This is a genomic window from Pseudomonas sp. NPDC089422 (assembly GCF_044749405.1).
Classification (GTDB): domain Bacteria; phylum Pseudomonadota; class Gammaproteobacteria; order Pseudomonadales; family Pseudomonadaceae; genus Aquipseudomonas.
Window position 1 is genome coordinate 98397 of the sequence record NZ_JBIVHW010000006.1, and the last position, 20004, is coordinate 118400.

Annotated in this window: 17 protein-coding genes and 1 tRNA gene; 12 read left to right on the top strand and 6 right to left on the bottom strand. The window is 64.3% G+C overall.

Translation table 11 applies throughout. The features are described 5' to 3' along the window. Nucleotides 1-6: 6 nt before the first annotated feature. The 3 genes from ACIPZ8_RS13040 to ACIPZ8_RS13050 all read right to left on the bottom strand — a co-directional run bounded on the left by ACIPZ8_RS13040 (nucleotide 7) and on the right by ACIPZ8_RS13050 (nucleotide 2541). On the bottom strand, nucleotides 7-444 hold the full coding sequence (locus ACIPZ8_RS13040; protein ID WP_400723494.1) for a CBS domain-containing protein: 438 nt from the start codon (nucleotides 442-444) through the stop codon (nucleotides 7-9). Between the two features lie 132 nt (nucleotides 445-576). Then, nucleotides 577-2307: a dipeptidase gene (locus tag ACIPZ8_RS13045; protein ID WP_400723497.1), complete on the bottom strand. Its 1731-nt coding sequence runs from the start codon at nucleotides 2305-2307 to the stop codon at nucleotides 577-579. 157 nt (nucleotides 2308-2464) lie between these two features. Then, a tRNA-Arg gene (locus tag ACIPZ8_RS13050) sits at nucleotides 2465-2541 on the bottom strand. A 198-nt stretch (nucleotides 2542-2739) separates the two neighbouring features. Here ACIPZ8_RS13050 and ACIPZ8_RS13055 point away from each other — a divergent pair. From ACIPZ8_RS13055 to ACIPZ8_RS13090, 8 genes are all read left to right on the top strand, one after another. Then, a complete protein-coding gene (locus ACIPZ8_RS13055; protein WP_400723500.1) occupies nucleotides 2740-3489 on the top strand; it encodes a GntR family transcriptional regulator in 750 nt (249 codons plus the stop codon). Next, nucleotides 3486-5210 (top strand): fumarate reductase/succinate dehydrogenase flavoprotein subunit, encoded by a 1725-nt coding sequence (locus ACIPZ8_RS13060; protein WP_400723503.1) that lies wholly within the window; start codon nucleotides 3486-3488, stop codon nucleotides 5208-5210. Before ACIPZ8_RS13055 ends, ACIPZ8_RS13060 begins: the two co-directional genes overlap by 4 nt. Before the next feature lie 38 nt (nucleotides 5211-5248). Then, nucleotides 5249-5494: a ferredoxin family protein gene (locus ACIPZ8_RS13065; protein WP_008096634.1), complete on the top strand. Its 246-nt coding sequence runs from the start codon at nucleotides 5249-5251 to the stop codon at nucleotides 5492-5494. Nucleotides 5495-5616: 122 nt separating this feature from the next. After that, complete coding sequence (locus tag ACIPZ8_RS13070) at nucleotides 5617-7023, top strand: ABC transporter substrate-binding protein (protein WP_400723506.1); 1407 nt, start codon at nucleotides 5617-5619, stop codon at nucleotides 7021-7023. Nucleotides 7024-7038: 15 nt separating this feature from the next. Beyond that, entirely contained in the window at nucleotides 7039-7821 is a 783-nt protein-coding gene (locus ACIPZ8_RS13075) for an ABC transporter permease (protein WP_400723509.1), read from the top strand. Next, the gene (locus ACIPZ8_RS13080) at nucleotides 7821-8672 is read left to right on the top strand and encodes an ABC transporter ATP-binding protein (protein ID WP_400723512.1); all 852 of its coding nucleotides are present in this window, start codon (nucleotides 7821-7823) and stop codon (nucleotides 8670-8672) included. Before ACIPZ8_RS13075 ends, ACIPZ8_RS13080 begins: the two co-directional genes overlap by 1 nt. Further along, complete coding sequence (locus ACIPZ8_RS13085; protein WP_400723515.1) at nucleotides 8669-9634, top strand: HEAT repeat domain-containing protein; 966 nt, start codon at nucleotides 8669-8671, stop codon at nucleotides 9632-9634. Before ACIPZ8_RS13080 ends, ACIPZ8_RS13085 begins: the two co-directional genes overlap by 4 nt. After that, entirely contained in the window at nucleotides 9634-9909 is a 276-nt protein-coding gene (locus tag ACIPZ8_RS13090; RefSeq protein WP_400723518.1) for a DUF971 domain-containing protein, read from the top strand. Before ACIPZ8_RS13085 ends, ACIPZ8_RS13090 begins: the two co-directional genes overlap by 1 nt. Nucleotides 9910-9948: 39 nt before the next feature. On the opposite strand, the gene ACIPZ8_RS13095 is transcribed toward ACIPZ8_RS13090, so the two are convergent. After that, complete coding sequence (locus ACIPZ8_RS13095; protein WP_400723521.1) at nucleotides 9949-10812, bottom strand: ABC transporter ATP-binding protein; 864 nt, start codon at nucleotides 10810-10812, stop codon at nucleotides 9949-9951. Next, entirely contained in the window at nucleotides 10809-12413 is a 1605-nt protein-coding gene (locus ACIPZ8_RS13100; protein ID WP_400723524.1) for an ABC transporter permease, read from the bottom strand. Before ACIPZ8_RS13100 ends, ACIPZ8_RS13095 begins: the two co-directional genes overlap by 4 nt. 297 nt (nucleotides 12414-12710) lie before the next feature. On the opposite strand from ACIPZ8_RS13100, the gene ACIPZ8_RS13105 reads away from it, so the two are divergent. Both ACIPZ8_RS13105 and ACIPZ8_RS13110 read left to right on the top strand, forming a co-directional pair. Next, nucleotides 12711-13748, top strand: a complete 1038-nt coding sequence (locus ACIPZ8_RS13105; RefSeq protein ID WP_400723527.1) for an ABC transporter substrate-binding protein — start codon at nucleotides 12711-12713, stop codon at nucleotides 13746-13748. A 36-nt stretch (nucleotides 13749-13784) separates the two neighbouring features. Further along, complete coding sequence (locus tag ACIPZ8_RS13110; protein WP_400723530.1) at nucleotides 13785-14690, top strand: TauD/TfdA dioxygenase family protein; 906 nt, start codon at nucleotides 13785-13787, stop codon at nucleotides 14688-14690. 128 nt (nucleotides 14691-14818) lie between these two features. Here ACIPZ8_RS13110 and ACIPZ8_RS13115 read toward each other — a convergent pair whose 3' ends face one another. Next, a complete protein-coding gene (locus ACIPZ8_RS13115) occupies nucleotides 14819-15733 on the bottom strand; it encodes a LysR family transcriptional regulator (protein WP_400723533.1) in 915 nt (304 codons plus the stop codon). 193 nt (nucleotides 15734-15926) lie between these two features. Between ACIPZ8_RS13115 and ACIPZ8_RS13120 the strand changes: the two genes are divergently transcribed. Beyond that, a complete protein-coding gene (locus tag ACIPZ8_RS13120) occupies nucleotides 15927-18263 on the top strand; it encodes a TonB-dependent receptor (protein ID WP_400723536.1) in 2337 nt (778 codons plus the stop codon). A gap of 18 nt (nucleotides 18264-18281) precedes the next feature. Further along, on the top strand, nucleotides 18282-19958 hold the full coding sequence (locus ACIPZ8_RS13125; protein ID WP_400723539.1) for an aryl-sulfate sulfotransferase: 1677 nt from the start codon (nucleotides 18282-18284) through the stop codon (nucleotides 19956-19958). Nucleotides 19959-20004: the final 46 nt, after the last annotated feature.

The following is a 20004-nucleotide window of genomic DNA, read 5'->3' on the forward strand; positions in this document are numbered from 1 at the left end:
GCGCAGTCATTCGCCGCGGATGTACTGCTCCAGCTGCTTGATCAGGCCGGCCTGCTCGGCGATGGTTTCCTTCACCAGGTCACCGATCGACAGCAGCCCGAGCAGTTTGCCGTCCTCCACGACTGGCAGGTGGCGCAGGTGGCGGTCGGTCATTTGCTGCATGCAGTAATCCAGGTTCTTCTTCGGCTCAACCGTGATCACCGGCGCGCTCATGATTTCGCGCACCGGCGTGGCGGCCGAGGAGCGGCCCTTGAGCACCAGCTTGCGTGCATAGTCCCGTTCACTGACGATCCCGACCACCTGGCCGTTTTCGACGACTGGCAAGGCACCGACGTTTTTGTCTGCCAGCAGTTTCAGGGCGTCGAGCACCGAGTCATCCGGGCCGATGGTGTACACGGTCTGGTGCTGGGACTTGGTCTTGAGGATTTGTTCGACGGTCTTCATACGGGCCTCTGCGGGTGGAAAAGACGAGCGCTTGGAGTAAATAAAGCATCCGGCACGCAGGCCTGCACGGCAATGCAGGAAACGGCATGGAGTCGATTGAAAAACGTCATGGTCGTTTCCTGTACAGCGGACTCAAAGCTTCGGCATCTGCCCGATCCGCGCCACCATCTCGCTCACAACCTGCAGGTCGAGCATGAACTGTTCCACGGTCTTGAACTCGTTGTCATTGTGCCCGGTGTACTTCACATCCGGCATGGCCAGGCCGAACTGCACGCCGTTGGGCAGGTCATGCACCGAGGTGGCGCCGGCCGAGGTGCCGAATGCGTGTTTCATGCCCAGGTTCTCGCTGGCCACATCGAGCAGCGCCTTGACCCATTCGCCTTCGGGGTTTCGGAACATCGGCTCGTCGAGGCTGTAGTCGAAGGCGACCGAGGTGTGGCTCTGGCGGGTCCATTTGCCCAGCTTGTCGGCCAGTTGGTCCTTGAGCGTGGCCAGTGGCTTGCCTTTGGGAATGCGCAGGTTCACGGCCAGCTTCAGGCCCTTGTCATCCACGCCGACGAAGGTCAGCGAGGTGGTCAGCGGGCCCATGAACGTGTCTTCGAAGCCGATGCCGAGCTGCTTGCCCAGGTAGTCCAGGCCCCAGTTGTCGGCGGCGTAGCGGGCGGCGTCGGTGAAGTGGTTGTGCTTGAGCGGCACTTGCTGGCCCAGGCCATTGAGGAAGTCGAGCATGCGCGCCACCGGGTTGACGCCGGACTCTGGCTCCGAGGAGTGGGCAGAAACGCCGGTCACGGTGAGCAGCACGTTCTTGCCGTCGACCTTGGCATCGATGCTGAAGTCATTGCCATTACGCTTCACATAGTCAGCACCGGCCTTCTCCAGGCGTTCTGCCAGCCCGGCCGGGTTGTCTGCCACCAGGGTCGCTACCGATGTGGTTGGAATCTGGTTGGTCGCCAGGCCACCGGTCAGGTTGACGATTTCCGCACCTTGGCCCGTGGCCGGGCGTTTGCTGAAACTGGCCATGACCGTGCCGTAGCCTTTCTCGGCAATCACCACCGGGTAGCCGCCATCCAGCGCCAGGTTGTAGTCGGGGGTAGGATTGCGCTCGAAGTAATAGGGGATGGCGTCGCCGCTGGTTTCTTCGGTGGTGTCGATCAGCAGCTTGAACTGCCGGGCCAGTGGCAGGTTTTCGTCCTTGGCCACTTTCAGCGCATACAGCGCGACGATGATGCCGTTCTTGTCGTCCTCGGTGCCACGGCCGTACATGCGGTCGCCGACCAGGGTGACCTTGAACGGGTCGAGGCGGGTGCCGTCGGCCAGCTTCCAGTTGTCCGGGTTGACCGGCACCACGTCAGCGTGGGCGTGGATGCCGACCACTTCCTTGCCTTCGCCCAGGGTAATCTCGTAGACGCGGTTGTCGACGTTGCGGAAGGCCAGGCCGAAGCTTTCGGCCAGGGCCTTGATCTTGTCGGCGATCTTCAGAAACTCGGGGTTCTCGTGCTGGGGTACACCGTCGACGCTGAAGGTGGGGATGGCCACCAGCTCGCGCAGGTTTTCCGTGGCGGCCTTGGCGTACTTGATGCGGGTGTACAGGCCGAGCAGGCGGTTGATCTCGTTCTGTTGCTCGGCTGCGAGCGGCTTGCCGGCCAGGTAGGTGTCCAGGGTGGCAGCGAGGTTGTCGGCCTTGGCCAGGTCGCTACCTTTGAGTTTGCCGAGGAACTGCTTGAAGTCGGCCGGGTTGCTGCCGTCGAAGGCTTTGACGATGGCGGCAGACTGTTGCTGGGTCAGGTTGGCCTGGGCCGGTTGGGTGAACAGGCCGATACTGGCCAGCAGCAGGGCGGTGGAGGTGAGCTTTTTCAGGTGCATGAGCGCGCATTCCTTCGCGAATCATTGTTATGGGGTGCCCGTCGGAAACGGGAGGGGACCCACGCTAACATCAATGACCCATGGCACGGGAGTGCCAGGAACGCGACATGTCGCACAAATGAAAAAGCCCCGGGAGTGATCCCAGGGCTTTCTGATATGGCGCACTCGGCGGGATTCGAACCCACGACCCCTGCCTTCGGAGGGCAGTACTCTATCCAGCTGAGCTACGAGTGCAATGCGCACGCATGATACCCATCTGATTCGGCGGCGTCCATCGCCTTGATCTATGGCTGTTTTTCCACTGCGCCCGGCCCAGGCCAGCGAAAATCTATCTATCCATATGCGATATCAGTATTTCACTGTGGGTTCTTATGCCCTCTATTCTCTGGTCACAACTTGTTATAACAAGTCATCGAATCAGCGAAGAGACCCATGGCCGAACTGCTCCCCCTGTCCCCGGTACCGCTTTACACCCAGCTGAAGGAATTGCTGCGCGAGCGCATCCTCGACGGTACTTACCCACCGCATAGCCGCATGCCCTCGGAAAGCGAGCTGGGCAAGGCGTTCGAGGTCAGCCGTATCACCGTGCGCCAGGCGCTGGGTGATCTGCAGAAAGAAGGGCTGATCTTCAAGATCCACGGCAAAGGCACCTTCGTCGCCAAGCCCAAGGCGTTCCAGAACGTCAGCACCCTGCAGGGCCTGGGCGAGTCGCTGACGCAGATGGGCTACGAAGTGATCAACCGCCTGCGCAGCTTCCGCCATGTGCCGGCCAATGCGCTGGTCGCCGCGCGGCTGCAGGTCGAGGAGGGCAGCCTGGTTACCGAGATCCGCCGGGTACGGCTGATCAATCGCGAGCCGGTGTCGCTGGAGCTGACCTGGTTGCCCAAGGCCGTTGGCGAAAAGCTGGAAAAGGCCGACCTGGTCACCCGCGACATCTTCCTACTGCTGGAAAACGACTGCGGCATCGCCCTGGGGCACGCTGACCTGGCCATTGACGCAGTGCTGGCCGACAGCGACCTGACCCAGGCGCTGGAAGTGGAAGAAGGCGCGCCGATCATGCGCATCGAACGCCTGACCCACGCCGCCGACGGCACGCCACTGGACTTCGAACACCTGTACTACCGCGGCGATGCCTTCCAGTACCGCCTGCGCATCGACCGCCAGAAGGGGAGCAAGGCATGAGCATCGAGACCCAGGACTACGACATCATCGTCATCGGTGGCGGCACCGCCGGGCCGATGGCGGCGATCAAGGCCAAGGAGCACGACAAGCACCTGCGCGTACTGTTGCTGGACAAGGCCAACGTCAAGCGCAGCGGTGCCATCAGCATGGGCATGGACGGCCTGAACAACGCCATCATCCCTGGCCATGCCACGCCTGAGCAGTACACCAAGGAAATCACCGTGGCCAACGACGGCATCGTCAACCAGGCCGCCGTGCATGCGTATGCCACCCACAGTTTCGAGACGATCGAGCAGCTTGACCGCTGGGGGGTGAAGTTCGAAAAGGATGAAACCGGCGACTACGCGGTGAAGAAGGTCCACCACATGGGCGCCTACGTGCTGCCCATGCCCGAAGGCCACGACATCAAGAAGGTGCTTTACCGCCAGCTCAAGCGCGCCCGGGTCGAGATCAGCAACCGCATGGTCTGTACCCGAGTGCTGCTCGATGCCGAAGGTGCCGCTGCCGGTGTACTGGGCTTCGATTGCCGTAGCGGCGAGTTCCGCGTGGTGCGGGCCAAGGCCGTGATCCTCGCCTGCGGTGCCGCCGGGCGCCTGGGCCTGCCATCGTCGGGTTACCTGATGGGCACCTACGAGAACCCGACCAATGCCGGCGACGGCTATGCGATGGCCTACCACGCCGGTGCCGAGCTGGCCAACCTCGAGTGCTTCCAGATCAACCCGCTGATCAAGGACTACAACGGCCCGGCCTGCGCCTACGTCACTGGCCCGCTGGGCGGCTACACCGCCAACAGCAAGGGCGAGCGCTTCATCGAGTGCGACTACTGGAGCGGGCAGATGATGTGGGAGTTCCATCAGGAACTCGAAGGCGGCAACGGCCCGGTGTTCCTCAAGCTCGACCACCTGGCCGAAGAAACCATCCAGAACATCGAAGAGATCCTGCACAGCAACGAGCGCCCCAGCCGTGGCCAGTTCCACGCCGGGCGTGGCACCGACTACCGCCAGCACATGGTCGAAATGCATATCTCGGAAATCGGCTTCTGTTCCGGGCACTCGGCCTCGGGCGTGTGGGTCAACGAGAAGGCCGAGACCAGCGTGAAGGGCCTGTATGCCGCCGGTGACATGGCTGCGGTGCCGCACAACTACATGCTCGGGGCCTTCACCTATGGCTGGTTTGCCGGCATCAACGCGGCGCAGTACGTAGCCGGGCGCGAATTTGCCGAGGTCGATTCCGCTCAAGTCGAGCGTGAGCGCGCACGGGTATTCGCCCCGCTGCAGCGTGAGCATGGCCTGCCACCCGCGCAGGTGGAATACAAGCTGCGACGCATGGTGAACGATTACCTGCAGCCGCCGAAGGTGACCAAGAAAATGGAAATCGGCCTGGCGCGCTTTGCCGAGATCGAGCGTGATCTCGACCAGATGAAAGCCAGCAATCCCCATGAGCTGATGCGTGCCATGGAAGTGTCGGTGATCCGCGATTGTGCCGAGATGGCGGCACGCGCCTCGTTGTTCCGCGAGGAGAGCCGTTGGGGCCTTTACCACCACCGGGTCGACTTTCCTGAGCGCAATGATGGCGAATGGTTCTGCCATTGCCACCTGAAAAAAGGCGAAAACGGTGAAATGACCAGTTTCAAGAAAGCGGTCGAGCCTTACCTGATCGCGTTGGATGCCCAGGAGCAGACCGCTTACGACCGGCTGCGGGTGAAAGCCGACGCTGCCTGAATAACACAGAGGGCCGAAGGCCCCAAGGACCCCGTGAAATGGCCTACCAACCCCAGGAAATCTTCTTTCGCAGCAGCGCACCGGTCACCATCGACGAAGACAAGTGCATAGCCGAGAAAGGCTGCACCGTCTGCGTGGAGGTCTGCCCCATGGACCTGCTGGCGATCAACCCGGCCACGCAAAAGGCTTACATGGCCTTCGACGAGTGCTGGTACTGCATGCCCTGCGAGAAAGACTGCCCGACCGGCGCCGTCAAGGTCGACATCCCGTACCTGCTGCGCTGATTCATCCCCGCCATCCGGCGAACCACCGGACGCGCCTTCCTGCACTGCCCCTCGTTTCCCACCCCACAAGCCAGGCGGCGGAGACGATTCCAGCACTCAAAACGATTCGAGGGGAAACACCCATGCGCCTTGTAGCAACCGTGGCCGGCCTCGCGCTGGCGCTCACCGGCCTGAATGCCAGTGCCGAAACCATCCGCATCGCCATCGGCACCCAGGACACCACCATCAACTGCGCCACCGGCGGCCTGCTGATCCGCGAGCTGGGCCTGCTTGACAAGTACCTGCCGCACGACGGCAAGTACAAGGATGCCCAGTACCAGGTCGAGTGGAAGAACTTCACCAGTGGCGCGCCGCTGACCAACGAGATGGTCGCCGGCAAGCTCGACTTCGGCGCCATGGCCGACTTCCCTGGCTCGTTCAACGGCGTCGCGCACCTGGATGCCGGCAAGCGCAGCCTGTTCATCAGCGTGCTGTCGGGCAGTGTGCACGGCAGCGGCAACGGCATCGTCGTACCGGCAGCATCGAAGGTGCAGTCGCTGGCGGAGCTCAAGGGCCAGACCATCTCCGTGCCGTTCGCTTCCACCGCCCACGGCATGCTGCTGCGCGCCGTCGCGGCCCAGGGCTGGGACCCGCAGAAGGATGTGCGAATCATCGCCCAGGCGCCGGAGATCGCCGGTTCTGCCCTGCGCAGCAACCGCATCGAAGCCCACGCCGACTTTGTGCCGTTCGCCGAGCTGTTCCCCAACCGCGGCTTTGCCCGCAAGATCTACGACGGCGCCCAGGCCAACGCGCCTACGTTCCATGGCGCCCTGGTCGATGCCGACTACGCGAAGAAGTACCCGGAAGTGGTTACCGCCTACCTGCGCGCCAGCCTTGAAGCCGACCGCCTGATCGCTGCCGAACCGGAGAAGTACAGCGAGCTGATCGAGAAGGTCACCGGCATCGAGGCTGAGGTCAATTACCTGTTCCACGGCCCGCTCGGCCTGCAGACCCGTGACCTGACCTGGAAGCCGGAATACCGCCAGGCAGTAGCGACCTCCATTGACACGCTCAAGCTGCTGAAAAAGACCGACCGCGGCCTCGATACCGACCGGTTCATCGACGACCAGTACATCCGTGCGGCCTTCAAACAGGCCGGCCAGGACTACGACAAGGCGCTGAAAAACTACGACCCGCTGCCGCTCAAGGCCAACGACGCGCTCACGGGCAAGCCGATCACCGACTTCAGCCGCCTGGCGCAGATCTGGGTGCGCGGTGAAGACAAGGTGCGCCACTACGCCTCGCCGGAAGCCGCCCTTGGCGCTCTGGCCCAGCTGGAGCAGGAAGGCAAGGACATCCGCGCGATCTACGCCCAGGCTGCCGACAGCGGCATCAAGCTGCTGGCCAATCAGGCCTGGTTCGTGCGCAACGCCAAGGGTGAGCTGGCCGCATTCCTGCTCAAGGACCAGGCCGAGCAGTACGCCAAGGCCCATGGCGGTGAAGCGCTGGACTTCGTCAGTGCCAACCAGAAGCTGGTTGCCCAGCGTTGACCGGGAGGCATCGACATGACCCGCGACCTCAAGCGCTGGCCCGTGCGCCTGGCTTCGTTGCTGGCCTGCCTGTTGTTCTGGCAGCTAGCGGCCAGCGTCAAGCTGGACCTTGGCCTGCTGACCTTCACCTACGTCCCCACGCCGCAGTCGGTGCTGGCTGCGGCCTGGCAGTTGCTTGCCTCCAGCGCACTGCTGGCGCACCTGGGCAGCAGCCTGTCGCGGGTGTTTGCCGGTTATGCCGCTGCGGCACTGCTGGGCGTGGCCTTGGGGCTGTTGATCGGCCGCTCGCAATGGGCCGAAGACACCTTGCTGCCGCCACTCGAAGTGCTGCGGCCGATACCGGCAGTGGCGTGGATTCCGTTGGCGATCCTGATGTTCCCGTCGTCGGAGCTGTCGATGGTATTCATTACCTTCACCGGCGCGCTGTTCCCGATCCTGCTTAACACCATGCATGGCGCGGAGTCCGTCGACCCGCGGCTGGTGGCCTCGGCGCGCAGCCTCGGTGCCGGGCGCTGGGCGATCCTGCGCGAAGTGGTATTGCCCGGCGCGTTGCCGAGCATCGTCACGGGCCTGGCCATCGGCATGGGCACCTCGTGGTTCTGCCTGGTCACTGCCGAGATGATCGCCGGGCAGTTCGGCATCGGTTACTACACCTGGGAGTCCTACACCTTGCAGAACTACCCGGACATCATCGTCGGCATGCTGTTGATCGGTATGCTGGGCATGGGCAGCAGCGCGCTGGTCAAACGCTTCGGTGCATTGGCTACGCCTTGGTACCGCACGCGGAGGGCTGGCTGATGAACGGTTATCAGCAGGCGCCCGGGCGGATCGATGGGCGTGGCCTGTCGATTCGGCTGGGACAGGGCCGTGAGGCCTTCGAGGCGGTGCAGCGCCTGGATTTTGCCGTGGAGCCGGGGGAGTTCGTCTGTATCCTCGGGCCGTCCGGCTGCGGCAAGTCGACCTTGCTCGGCGCCCTGGCCGGGCACCTGGTGCCCAGCAGCGGCCAGCTGAGCGTGGATGGCCAGGCCATTGCCGGGCCGTCGCCGCAGCGCGGCATGGTGTTTCAGCACCACACCTTGCTGCCGTGGCGCAGCGTGCTCGACAACGTCGCTTTCGGCCTGAAGATGCAAGGCCTGGGCAAGGCCGAACGCCGCCAGCAGGCACGTGAAATGTTGCAGCTGGTAGGCCTGGCCGACTTCGCTGGGCGCTGGCCCAGCCAGTTGTCCGGCGGCATGCAGCAGCGTGCCGAGATCGCCCGGGTGCTGATCAACCACCCGCGGCTGTTGCTGATGGACGAACCTTTTGGCGCCCTGGATGCGCAAACCCGCTCGCGCATGCAGGAACTGCTGCTGGATATCTGGGCGCGCATCCGCACCACCGTGGTGTTTGTCACCCACGATATCGACGAAGCCTTGTTCCTGGCTGACCGCATTCTGGTGATGAGCCCGCGCCCCGGTCGCTTCATCGAGGACCTGCGCCTGGACTTTGCGCGCCCGCGCCGCGCCAGCCTGCTGACCAGCCCTGAGTTCACCCACCTCAAACGCCATTGCCTGGCCTTGCTGCGCCATGAAGAGGGCCGCGAACTGCCGCGCCTGACGCCGCTCGGCCTGCCTGTCACTGACCATTCGCCGCTAAGGATCGCGCTATGACCGAACGAAGCACCGACAACCCCGATATTCTCGAACTGCTGCCACGCCTCGACGCTGACGATGCGGGCGTGCGGCGCATTGCCCTGATCGAACTGGCCGACCTGGAAGACCCCGACGCTTTGCCGTGGCTGACCGATGCCCTGTTGGTCGATGGCGCCGACGACGTGCGCGCCGAGGCCGCGCGCCTGCTGGAAGCCTGGGAAGAGCCGGAAGTGGTGCAGGCCTTGTGCGCCGCTCTGGCGGATGCGGCCGAAGCAGTACGCCTGGCTGCCGCACAGAGCCTCAGCGAATTGAAGAGCCCGGAGGCCGGCCAGTTGATTCTGCCGTGGACGAGCCACGCTGATGCCTTTGTCCGCGCCAGTGCCTTGCGCGCCCTGCGGGAGCTGCGTCTGGAAGACGCCGCCCGGCCTGCGCTGCGGGCACTGCAAGATCAGGACGCAGCGGTGCGGCGCGAAGCCGTGGGTATTCTGGGTTGGCTCAAGCACGAGCCCGCGCTGCCTGCCTTGGCGAACCTGGCCGAGCACGAGCCCGACACCGAGGTCCGTCGCGCAGCGATAGGTGCCCTGGGGCTTGCGCGTGACCTTGCCGTTTTGCCGGCGCTGGTTGGCGCTTTGCGCGACCCCGCCTGGCAGGTACGCGAAGAAGCCGCAACGACGCTGGGCAAGGTCGGCCATGCCCAGGCGGGGCCGGCTCTGGTGGCGGCGCTGGGCGATGGCTTCTGGCAAGTACGCTTGCGCGCTGCCCGCTCGCTGGGCCGCCTGCGTCATGCCGAGGCGCTGGAGGCCTTGGCCGATCTGCTGGGCCATGACATCGCCAACCTGCGCAAGGAAGCCGCGCTGGCGCTCGGCGAACTGGGCCTGGCCCGCGCCTTGCCAGCGTTGCAGGTGGCTGAAGCGGACAGCGACCCGGAAGTGCGCAAGGCCGTGCGCATTGCCTTGGCGCAGCTGCGCGGGGCTGCTTGATGAACGGGCCGAGCGCGATCCGCAATCAGCGCGAGCCCGGATTGCTGACTTTGCAATGGGCCGAGACCGCAGCAGTGATCAGCCATGCCCGGCTGCGCGGCGCCTGCCCCTGCTCGCAATGCCGGGCGGCGCGCTTGCAGGGACGGGTTTCGGTGGTGAGTGCCGACGTGCGTGTCGAGCGGATTGTGGCGCAGGGGTATGGCGTGCAGTTGGTATTCAGCGATGGGCATGAACGTGGCATCTACCCTTGGCAATACCTTCGTGAACTTGGCTGACACTCGCACTGCCAGCGCAATTCCCGTTGCTGCCAGTGGCTACAGCGCGATCAACTCAGGCCTCAGGCCTTCCACCCGGCGTGCTGGCGGCGGCAGGTAGCCGCCGTCGCCGGTGATCTGGTGCAGCACCTTTTCGCGTAATGCATGCAAGGCCACCCCGGTGCGCAGACGTGGGTGCGGCAGGTCGACTTCCACCACCGACTTGATCCGCCCTGGGCGCGGCTCCAGCACCACCACCCGGTCGGCAAGGTAGGTGGCTTCTTCGGCATCGTGGGTCACCAGCAGCGTGGTGATGCCGGCCCGCTCGCGGATGGCCAGCAGCTCGTCCTGCAGCTGCTGACGGGTCAGTGCATCGAGCGCGCCGAATGGCTCGTCGAGCAACAGGATACGCGGGCTGGCCACCAGGCCACGGGCAATCGCCACACGCTGGGCCATACCGCCGGACAGCTGGTGCGGGTAGGCTGACTCGAAACCGACCAGGCCCACCAGTTGCACGAACTCGTGCACTCGGCGGGCGCGTTCGCCCTGGGTCAGGTGCTCGTTGACCAGGCCCAGGGCGATGTTCTGCTCTACCGTCAGCCAGGGGAACAGGCGATGCTCCTGGAACACGATGCCACGCTCGCCGCCGATGCCGCTGAGCGCCTGGCCATCTACGCGGATGCTGCCGCTGTAGTCGGTGTCCAGCCCGACCAGCAGGCGCAGTAAGGTCGACTTGCCGCAACCCGAGGCACCCACGATGGCGATGAACTCGCCTTCGTTGATGGCCAGGTTGAAGTTGCGGATGGCTTCGAGGGGCTGGCCATCGACGCTGAAGACTTTGCCGACGCCTTCGAAACTGACCAGCGGCGGCGTGGTGTCGGCCTGGTTGGCCGCGAGCAGGTGTGAAGCATTGAAGGCGTTCATGCGGTTCTCCAGCGCGTGGCGCGCGATTCGAGGCGTTGACCGAGGGTGCCGAGCAGGGCGCCGACCAGGCCGATCAGGAGCATGGCGGCCATGACCTGGTCCATGCGGAACAGTTGCTGGGCGCCGATCATCAGGCTGGCGATGCCACCGTCCGAGGGCATGAAGTACTCCGCACCGATGGTGCCCAGCCAGGCGTAGATCAGCGACAGGCGCAGGCCGGCAAAGATGGCCGGTGCAGCCCCCGGCAGCACCAGCAGGCGCAGGCGTTGCCAGAGGTTCAGGCGCAGCGTGCGGGCCGCTTCGCCCAGCTGCGGCGAGAGGCTGGCGATGCCGCGCTGGGTGGCGATCAGCAGCGGGAAGAAGGCGGCCAGGCCGACGAACACGTGCTTGGCCCCTTCGCCCAGGCCGAACCAGGCGGTGAGCAAGGGCACCCAGGCGAACAGCGCCACTTGGCGCAGGGCTGACAGGCTTGGCCCGAAGATGCGTTCGGCGTTGTGGAAAAGTCCCAGTAGCAGCCCGCTGAGCAAGCCGGCGCCCCCGCCCAGGAGCAGGCCGGTCAGGGTACGTTGCAGGCTCAGCAGCATGGCCTCGGGCAGCGAGCCATCGGCAAGGCCGCTGAACAGGGTGCGCAGTACGTCCAGCGGGGAAGTGAGGATGTTCGGGTCGACCCAGCCGAAGCTGTTGCTTGCCTGCCACAGCGCAAGCAATGCCGCCGGTAGCAGCAGGCTTTGCCAGCCCTTTGCAATGGGCCCGCGCTGCTGTTCGCCGGTGGCCGGCTGCGGCCAATACAGCAGGTGCTTTTCCAGGGACGAGAAGCCACGTTCCAGCAGCGCACCGACCAGGCCGATGACCAGGATGCACAGCAGCACCAGGTCGAGCATGAACAGCTGCCGGCCCCAGACCATCAGGTAGCCGATACCTTCGCTGGAGGCGAGCAACTCAACCGCCAGCAAAGAGGTCCAGCCCGTCGCCAGGGCCAGGCGCACACCGGTGAGGAAGGCGGGCAGGGCGGCCGGCAACAGCAGGCGCAGGAACATCAGGTGGCGTGGCAGGCGCAGAGCGGCGGCGGCTTCGCGCAGCTTGGGCTGGGCATCGCGTACGCCGACCAAGGTATGCAAGGTGACCGGCACCACCACGGCCTTCACCAGCACCACCAGCTTGAGCAGCTCGCCGATGCCGAAGAACAGCATGAACAGCGGAATCCAGGCCAGGGTCGGGATCTGCGCCAGGGCCACGAAGGTCGGCAGCACCAAGGTCTGCGCCTGGCGTGAGGTGCCCAGCCAGGTGCCGAGCAGCAAGCCGCTGCCAACGCCCGCCAACAGCCCCCAGAACAGCCGCTGCAGACTTATCCACAAATGCCCCCAAAGCTCACCGGAGCCAAACTCCAGCGCGCTTTGCCACACCAACGTAGGTGCCGGCAGGATCTGCTCGCTCATCCAGTGCTGCCGGCTCGCCACGACCCACAGCAGTGCAATCACTGCTGGCAGTAACCAAGGTAGTACCCGCTCTCCAGAAAGGGCGCGGTCCCTGTAGGAGCGGCCTTGCGCCGCGAATGGGCCGCGCAGCGGCCCCCCCCGATTCCTGCTGAGAACTCCATTCATCGGCCATCTCTCGAAGCGTTCCAATGTTATTCGCTTATGGAATTAAAAAATCTCACAAGCAACTTTCAAGAGATAAGAGCATGCAAGCCATGTATGCGGAACCCCCTCGCCATTGCGTTTTCCTCATATTTTCCATGCATTTCTCGCAAGCCGCCCGGCGCCCCGCATGAATCCTCATTTATGTCTTTCAGTTACTAAAAAATGAAGTTTTGATCTTTGTAGGTTCTAACCAGACCTGCCTAGCTTCTGGGCAAAGCGCCGGCCATCGCCGGTGGCAGCCTGCCAAGGAGCCTTGCCATGAAAACCCCACTGCGCCACCTGATCACCGCCCTCGGTCTGGCCTTCACCCTCGGCGCTCACGCTGCCGAGCCGAACAGGCCGGACACCATCCGCATCGCCGTGCCCGATCTGAGCGCTGGCAGCAAGCACAGCGCAGGCGGCGTGGTCGATGTACTGCGTGACCAGCAATTGCTGGAAAAGGAGTTCGCCAAAGATGGCATCCGCATCGACTGGCATTTCTTCAAGGGCGCAGGTCCTGTGGTCAACGAAGCCTTGGCCAACGGCCAGGCCGACTTCGCCTACCTGGGCGACCTGGCGGCGATAGTCGGCAAGGCCAATGGCCTCGACACTCGCGTGCTGTCAGCGGGCGTGCGGGGGGTGAAGAGCTATCTGGGCGTGGTGCCGGGCTCCGGTATCAAGACCCTGCACGACCTCAAGGGCAAGCGTGTGGCGGTCTTCCGCGGCACCGCCAACCAGTTGTCGTTCGCCAGCGCATTGGCCAGCCAAGGGCTGTCCGAGCGCGACCTGAAAGTGATCAACCTGGACTTCAACGCCGCCAACGCTGCGCTGGCCGCCAAGCAGATCGACGCCACCTGGGGCTTGTCCAACCTGCTGTCGCTGCGTGAGCGCGGGCTGGTCGAGCTGCCCGTCAATTCCCGAGACCTGAAAGGTGCTGGCAGCACCCAGGCGGTATTGCTCGGGACGGGCGATTTCATCCGCAAATACCCCGAGCTGGTACAGCGCCTGGTCAATGCCCAGGAGCAGGCAGCCAGCTGGCTGGGCGACGAGCACAACCGCGAGGCGTACGTCGACCTGGTGGCAAGCAACGCCAACTGGCCACGCAGCATCCTCAGCGATGACCTGGCCAAGGAAGACCTCGCCCATTACTTCGATCCACGACTGGACGCCGACTTCGTCGCCCAGTTGCAGCAGGGTGTTGATCTGGCCGCCCGCGAGCGCCTTATACGCCGCGGCTTCCAGGTCTCTGACTGGATAGAACCGCGTTTCCTCGATGCCGCACTGCAACACCAACAGGCCGTGCAGGCCGCCCGCTGAATCCATAACCCGACCATGACCGCAAGGACCACGACCATGAGCAATGCCGCACTGGCCTCCGCGCCACACGCCCTCGAACTCGACATCCACCCGGTTGCCGGCCGCATCGGTGCCGAAATCCGTGGGCTGAAGCTGTCCGCCGACCTCGATGCCGCTACCGTCGACGCCATCCAGGCTGCCCTGGTGAAGCACAAGGTGATCTTCTTCCGTGGCCAGACCCACCTGGACGACCTGAGCCAGGAAGGCTTCGCCAAGCTGCTCGGCGAGCCGGTCGCCCACCCCACCGTGCCGGTGGTGGACGGCACCAGCTACCTGCTGCAACTGGACGGTGCCGAAGGCCAGCGGGCCAACTCCTGGCACACCGACGTGACCTTCGTCGATGCCTACCCCAAGGCCTCGATCCTGCGCAGCGTGGTGGCGCCGGCTTCCGGCGGCGACACCGTCTGGGCCAACACGGCGGCGGCCTACCAGGAACTGCCCGAGCCGCTGCGCGAGCTGGCCGACAAGCTGTGGGCGGTGCACAGCAACGAATATGACTACGCGAGCATCAAGCCTGATGTCGACCCGGCGAAACTTGAGCGTTATCGCAAGGTGTTCACCTCGACCGTCTATGAGACTGAGCACCCGGTGGTGCGGGTACACCCGATCAGTGGTGAGCGTGCATTGCAGCTGGGGCATTTCGTCAAGCGCATCAAGGGGTATTCGCTGGCCGACTCGCAACACCTGTTCGCGGTGCTGCAGGGGCATGTGACGCGGCTGGAGAACACCGTGCGCTGGCGCTGGGAGGCGGGGGATGTGGCGATCTGGGATAACCGCGCCACGCAGCATTATGCGGTGGATGATTACGGCACCCAGCCGCGGGTGGTGCGCCGGGTGACCTTGGCCGGTGAAGTGCCGGTTGGGGTTGATGGTCAGTTGAGCTTGACCACGCGTAAAGGTTGATATCGCCGGGGCCGCTTTGCGGCCCTTTCCGACCGGTCCGGCGCCCCGGCAAGGCCGCTCCTACAGGGGGCCGCGATCTCCTGTAGGAGCGGCCTTGTGTCGCGAAACGGGGGCGGAGCCCCCGCCAGCTACACCTCGGTATCACAGGCAATCAGTTGCCTGACCAGCCCCTGCGCCAACGGCGACAAGCCATACCCCACCCGGCTCACCACCCCATAGCGGGTATAGAACGCTTCCTCCTGCTCCGGCGCCAGGTCCACCAGTTTCAACGCCACCAGCCCCCGCTCCATCTGGTAAGGCCGCAAGTTGGCATTGCAGGCGATGCCAATGGTGTCCGAATGCATCACCACGTTCAGCAGCGCATACCCATGCTCGCACTCCACCGTCGGCAGAAAGTCCTGGCGGCCGCTGAGCTCGCTGAGGATCTTGCGGATGTTCGGCGGGCGGAACGTGGTCGCCAGCGGGTAATCGAATACGTCCCGCGCCCGCACTTCAGCCAGCTCGGTCAGCGGGTGCCCGGCCCGGCAGCAGAAGTGCCAGCGCTGCGGAGCCAGCTTGTGCACGCGGTAATCCGGGTCGGACTCGAACTGGCGAGTATCGGCAACGAAGAACTCGATCTCCTCGGCGATCAGCTTGCGGTTCAGCGCCTGCCAGTTATCCACCTGGAAGCAGGTGCGCGCCGCCGGGTATTCGCCGACGAAGCGCGCCACCGCCCGTGGCACCAGGCCGCCAGCGGGTGCCGGGCCGGAGCCGAAGCGCACCACGCCAGTGGTAGCGCCATTGAACTGGTGGATCTCGTTGACCAGGTTATGTGCGCCATGCACCAGGCGCCGCGAGTGCTCCAGCACCAGCAGGCCCTGGCGGGTGGGTGAAAGCTCCTTGCTGGCGCGGTCGACCAGGCGGCAGCCGATGTTGTGCTCCAGGGTCTGGATGCTGCGGCTGAAGGCCGATTGCGACAGGTTTACCGCCGCAGCTGCGGCGACAAAACTGCGGTGCTCGACAAGGGCAATGTAGTGGCGCAGCTGACGCAGATCGATATGCATTTTCTACATTAAAACCTTCGGTCAAATGCAATTGCTGACAAGGGCGAGTCCCCTTATAAAGGGAGTCACTTATTCCACAAAATATGAATTACAAATATTTATATTTCCTAAAAGAATATAAGCCCGACTGACCGCGATTCGGTTCCGCCAACGGAAATGCTCGCCCAGGGCCCATGCCTCAAGGAGCATTTGCATGTCCGGACTTTCCCGCTGGCCTGCGCGCGCGTCGCGTTTCACCTTGCAACCCTTGGCCGCCGGCGTGTTGCTGGCGGCATCCAACGGCAGCTTCGCCGAAGAACCCGTCAGCACTGCACCGGCCGTGGAGCAGGAAGCCAAGCTCGGCACAGTCACGGTCAATGCCCGCCGCCGCGAAGAAACCGCGCAGAGCGTGCCCACGCCGATCAGCGTGCTCAGCAGCGAAACCCTGGAAACCCAGCGCATCTACCGTGTGCAGGATCTGCAACAGCTGGTGCCCAGCACCAACGTCGCCTATGTGCATGCACGGCAGTCGAGCATCTCGATTCGTGGCCTGGGCAACAACCCGGCCAGCGATGGCCTGGAAGGCAGCGTCGGTATCTATCTGGACAACGTCTACCTCGGCCGCCCAGGCATGGCGGTGTTCGACCTGCTCGATGTCGAGCAACTGGAAGTGCTGCGTGGCCCGCAGGGCACGCTGTTCGGCAAGAACACCACGGCGGGGGTGCTGAACATCACCACGCGCAAGCCGACCTTTCACCCGGAAGGGAGCATCCAGCAATCGGTTGGCGAGGACGGCTACCTGCAGACCCAGGGCAGCTACTCCGGGCCGATCACCGAGACATTGGCCGGGCGCATCAGCGCGTATAAGACCGAAGACGACGGCTACGTGAAGAACATCCACAACGGCGACGAGCTCAATGGCGGCAAGCGCCAGGGCTTTCGTACCCAGTTGCTGTTCGAACCGAGCGAAACCTTCAACCTGCGCTGGATCGGCGAGTACAACGAGGAAGACTCCAACAACGGCATCCTCAGCCTGTACAGCACCGGGCCGACCATCAATGGCGTCAACCGCTACGAAAGCCTGGCCGCCCAGGCCGGCGCGACCCTGGTTTCGGGCAAGGATCGCAAGGTCAACTTCGATGCCGACCAACAGGTGACGGTGTTCCAGGGCGGTACCTCGGTCGAGGCCAACTGGACCCTGCCCAACGACTTCACCCTGACCTCGATCAGCGCCTACCGCTGGTGGGACTTCACCCCGCGCAACGACGACGGCCTCAATGTGCCGGTGTTCTACAGCGCCGGGGTATCGGTGCGCGACAAGCAGTACTCCCAGGAGATCCGCCTGGCGTCGCCTACCGGTGGCGCCTTCGACTACGTGCTTGGCGCGTACTACTTCAAGCAGGACCTGGACAACAAGTCCTTCACTTATTACGGGCCGCAGGCCGATATCTGGAACCTGACGCCGGCTGGCGCTCTGAACAACGTCAATACCATCGGCAACGGCCATATCGATACCGACAGCTACGCGCTGTTCGCCCAGGGCACCTGGCACGTCACCGATCGCCTGGACTTCACCGCTGGCATCCGCGGCACCTATGAGGAAAAGAGCGCGTGGGTGACCCGCGATGCGCCAACCGGCGGCGCTGCAGTGACCGGCGCTGCTGCGGCTGCGCGCCAGGGCAGGGTAGGTGCCTACGACTCAGGCGACCTCAACCAGTACAGCTTCAGCCCCTCCGGCCTGCTCGGTCTGAGCTACCGCTTCAACGAGCAACTGCTGGGTTACGCGACCCTGACCCACGGCGAGAAGTCTGGTGGCGTGAACCTCACCGTCGGCGCCGCGCCACGCCTGGGCACCGACTCACTGCTGGTAGGCACCGAGCGGGCCAACAACGCCGAGTTGGGCCTCAAGAGCACGCTGTTCGACAACCGCCTGCAACTCAACACCAACCTGTTCTGGACCGAGGTGCATGGCTACCAGGCCAACGTCTACGACCAGATCAACCGTGTGCAGTACCTGGCCAACGCCGGCAGCGTGCGCTCGCGCGGCCTGGAATTCGAGGCCACGGCGCTGCCGATTCGCGGCCTGACGGTCAACTTCAACGGTTCGTGGAACGACGTGCGCTACCTGAAGTACGACGACGCACCGTGCCCGCCGGAAGTGAGCCTGGCCAATGCCTCCGCCACCTGCGACCTGTCCGGCCACCAGGTGGTCGGCGCCTCCAAGTACATCGCCAACCTCAACGGCGAATACAAGTGGCAGGCCAGCCAGCACGTCGAGCCCTACGTCACCGCCAGCTACGCGTTCCGCTCAAGGGCGGTGGGCACCATCGACGATTCCGACTTCGGCCAGATCCCCAGCTACGCGCTGGTCAACCTCTCCGCCGGTGTGCGCCTGGACCAGGGTGACGGCGTGGTCGACCTGTCGCTGTGGGTGAAGAACGCCGGCGACAAGACCTATTTCACCAGCCTGTGGAACTCCGCCAACGGTGGTTATGCCGGCGTGCTCGGTACCCCGCGCACCTTCGGCGCCACCGCCCGTTACGACTTCTGAGTAAAAAGGAGCTTTGCCATGAATGCCAAGACTGAAACCCCTGCACTGCCTGAAGGCGCATGCCTTACTGCCAAGGTCCCCGAGCGCGGCGAGGCGCTGCTCGGCGATGTGCTGGTCAACCCGTACCGCCTGGCGCCGCTGACCGCGATCATCCGCGACGGTGGGCGCAGCCTGAGCGCCGTCCATGTGCGGGTGCGCGGCAAGGGCGAGCGCGGTGTCGACATCGCCTACGAGGTGTCGGAGCGCTCGCTGTGGACCTATGGCGGCATTCCGGTATTCGGCCTGTACCCGGATCACGTCAACCAGGTGGAAGTGACCTACAAGCTCGACGGCGAGCGCATCCGCGAGCAGTTCCAGATCTACGCCCCGGCCGTGCGCCTGCCGGTGGTGGCGAAGCAGACCGCCGCGCTGCCGGAAGTGGAACCGGTCAAGGTGGCGCCAGGCTTCGAGCAGCGCCTGTACCTGTTCAACCACCTGCAAGGTGACATCCCCGGTGGCCGCGCCTTCAAGTGGAACGGCCTGGGTGGTGCCGCCGAGTGGGACCAGGTTGGCAACAACTGGATCGCCGACAGCAACGGCGACGTGCGCTGGTACCTGGACATCGAGCAGATCCACGATTCCAACCGCCGCGATGGCCTGGGCGGGACCATGGGCTTCCAGCAGACCCGCGACGGCAAGCTGATCTGGGGGCAGGGCCAGACCTATTCCAAGTTCGACCTGCTGGGCCGGCGCATCTGGCAGCGCAACCTGCCGGACAAGTTCGCCGACTTCTCCCACGAGATCCGCGAAACGGCCAACGGCACCTACCTGCTGCGTGTTGGCACCAGCGATTACCGCCGCCCGGATGGCAAGCGGGTGCGCTCGATCCGCGACCACATCATCGAGGTCAGCGAGGCTGGGGATGTGCTGGACTTCTGGGACCTGAACCAGATTCTCGATCCCTATCGCGGCGACTTGCTGGAAACCCTGGGCAAGGCGGCGATCCAGCTGCCCGAAGGTGTGCACAAGCAGGATGACCGCCTGGCCAACGAACTGGCCGAAGGCGACCTGCCGTTCGGCGATACGCCGGGGGTGGGCACCGGGCGCAACTGGGCGCACGTCAATGCCATCGACTACGATGCCGATGACGACAGCATTATCGTTTCAGCGCGGCACCAGGGTGTGGTGAAGATCAGTCGTGACAAGCAGGTGAAGTGGATTCTCGCGTCACCGCAAGGCTGGCCGCAGCACCTGCGCGAGAAGGTACTGACACCGGTCGCAAGCGAAGGCTTCGACTGGTCCTGGACCCAGCACACCGCCTGGCTGACCGGCAAAGGCACACTGACCGTGTTCGACAACGGCTGGGGGCGCGACTTTGCACCGACCAAGCTCAGTGGCAACTACAGCCGGGCGGTGGAATACAAGATCGACGAAACCAAGGGCACGGTCGAGCAGGTCTGGGAGTACGGCAAGGAACGCGGCGACGAGTGGTACAGCCCGGTGACCTCGGTGGTGGCCTACCGACCAGAGACCGATACCCAGTTCATCTATTCGGCTTCGGTCAACTTCCTCACGCCCGAGAAGCTGACCACCACGGTGCTCAATGAGGTACGTCGAGGGACCCAGGAGGTACTGGTGGAACTCAAGGTGCACAGCCGCCAGCCGGGTTCCGTTGGCTATCGTGCGCTGGTGATCGACCTGGCCAAGGCGTTCTGAGCTGGGGGGCCTGACGTAGATTTTGTGTTTGCACGTAAATCGAGCG

Bases quoted from the DNA above. Each gene is read 5' to 3' on its own strand.
- ACIPZ8_RS13080 (WP_400723512.1), top strand. From the start codon at position 7,821: ATGAACGGTTATCAGCAGGCGCCCGGGCGGATCGATGGGCGTGGCCTG.
- ACIPZ8_RS13110 (WP_400723530.1), top strand. From the start codon at position 13,785: ATGAGCAATGCCGCACTGGCCTCCGCGCCACACGCCCTCGAACTCGAC.
- ACIPZ8_RS13055 (WP_400723500.1), top strand. From the start codon at position 2,740: ATGGCCGAACTGCTCCCCCTGTCCCCGGTACCGCTTTACACCCAGCTG.
- ACIPZ8_RS13100 (WP_400723524.1), bottom strand. From the start codon at position 12,413: ATGAATGGAGTTCTCAGCAGGAATCGGGGGGGGCCGCTGCGCGGCCCA.
- ACIPZ8_RS13040 (WP_400723494.1), bottom strand. From the start codon at position 444: ATGAAGACCGTCGAACAAATCCTCAAGACCAAGTCCCAGCACCAGACC.
- ACIPZ8_RS13085 (WP_400723515.1), top strand. From the start codon at position 8,669: ATGACCGAACGAAGCACCGACAACCCCGATATTCTCGAACTGCTGCCA.
- ACIPZ8_RS13125 (WP_400723539.1), top strand. From the start codon at position 18,282: ATGAATGCCAAGACTGAAACCCCTGCACTGCCTGAAGGCGCATGCCTT.
- ACIPZ8_RS13095 (WP_400723521.1), bottom strand. From the start codon at position 10,812: ATGAACGCCTTCAATGCTTCACACCTGCTCGCGGCCAACCAGGCCGAC.
- ACIPZ8_RS13065 (WP_008096634.1), top strand. From the start codon at position 5,249: ATGGCCTACCAACCCCAGGAAATCTTCTTTCGCAGCAGCGCACCGGTC.
- ACIPZ8_RS13070 (WP_400723506.1), top strand. From the start codon at position 5,617: ATGCGCCTTGTAGCAACCGTGGCCGGCCTCGCGCTGGCGCTCACCGGC.
- ACIPZ8_RS13120 (WP_400723536.1), top strand. From the start codon at position 15,927: ATGTCCGGACTTTCCCGCTGGCCTGCGCGCGCGTCGCGTTTCACCTTG.
- ACIPZ8_RS13105 (WP_400723527.1), top strand. From the start codon at position 12,711: ATGAAAACCCCACTGCGCCACCTGATCACCGCCCTCGGTCTGGCCTTC.
- ACIPZ8_RS13090 (WP_400723518.1), top strand. From the start codon at position 9,634: ATGAACGGGCCGAGCGCGATCCGCAATCAGCGCGAGCCCGGATTGCTG.
- ACIPZ8_RS13060 (WP_400723503.1), top strand. From the start codon at position 3,486: ATGAGCATCGAGACCCAGGACTACGACATCATCGTCATCGGTGGCGGC.
- ACIPZ8_RS13075 (WP_400723509.1), top strand. From the start codon at position 7,039: ATGACCCGCGACCTCAAGCGCTGGCCCGTGCGCCTGGCTTCGTTGCTG.
- ACIPZ8_RS13045 (WP_400723497.1), bottom strand. From the start codon at position 2,307: ATGCACCTGAAAAAGCTCACCTCCACCGCCCTGCTGCTGGCCAGTATC.
- ACIPZ8_RS13115 (WP_400723533.1), bottom strand. From the start codon at position 15,733: ATGCATATCGATCTGCGTCAGCTGCGCCACTACATTGCCCTTGTCGAG.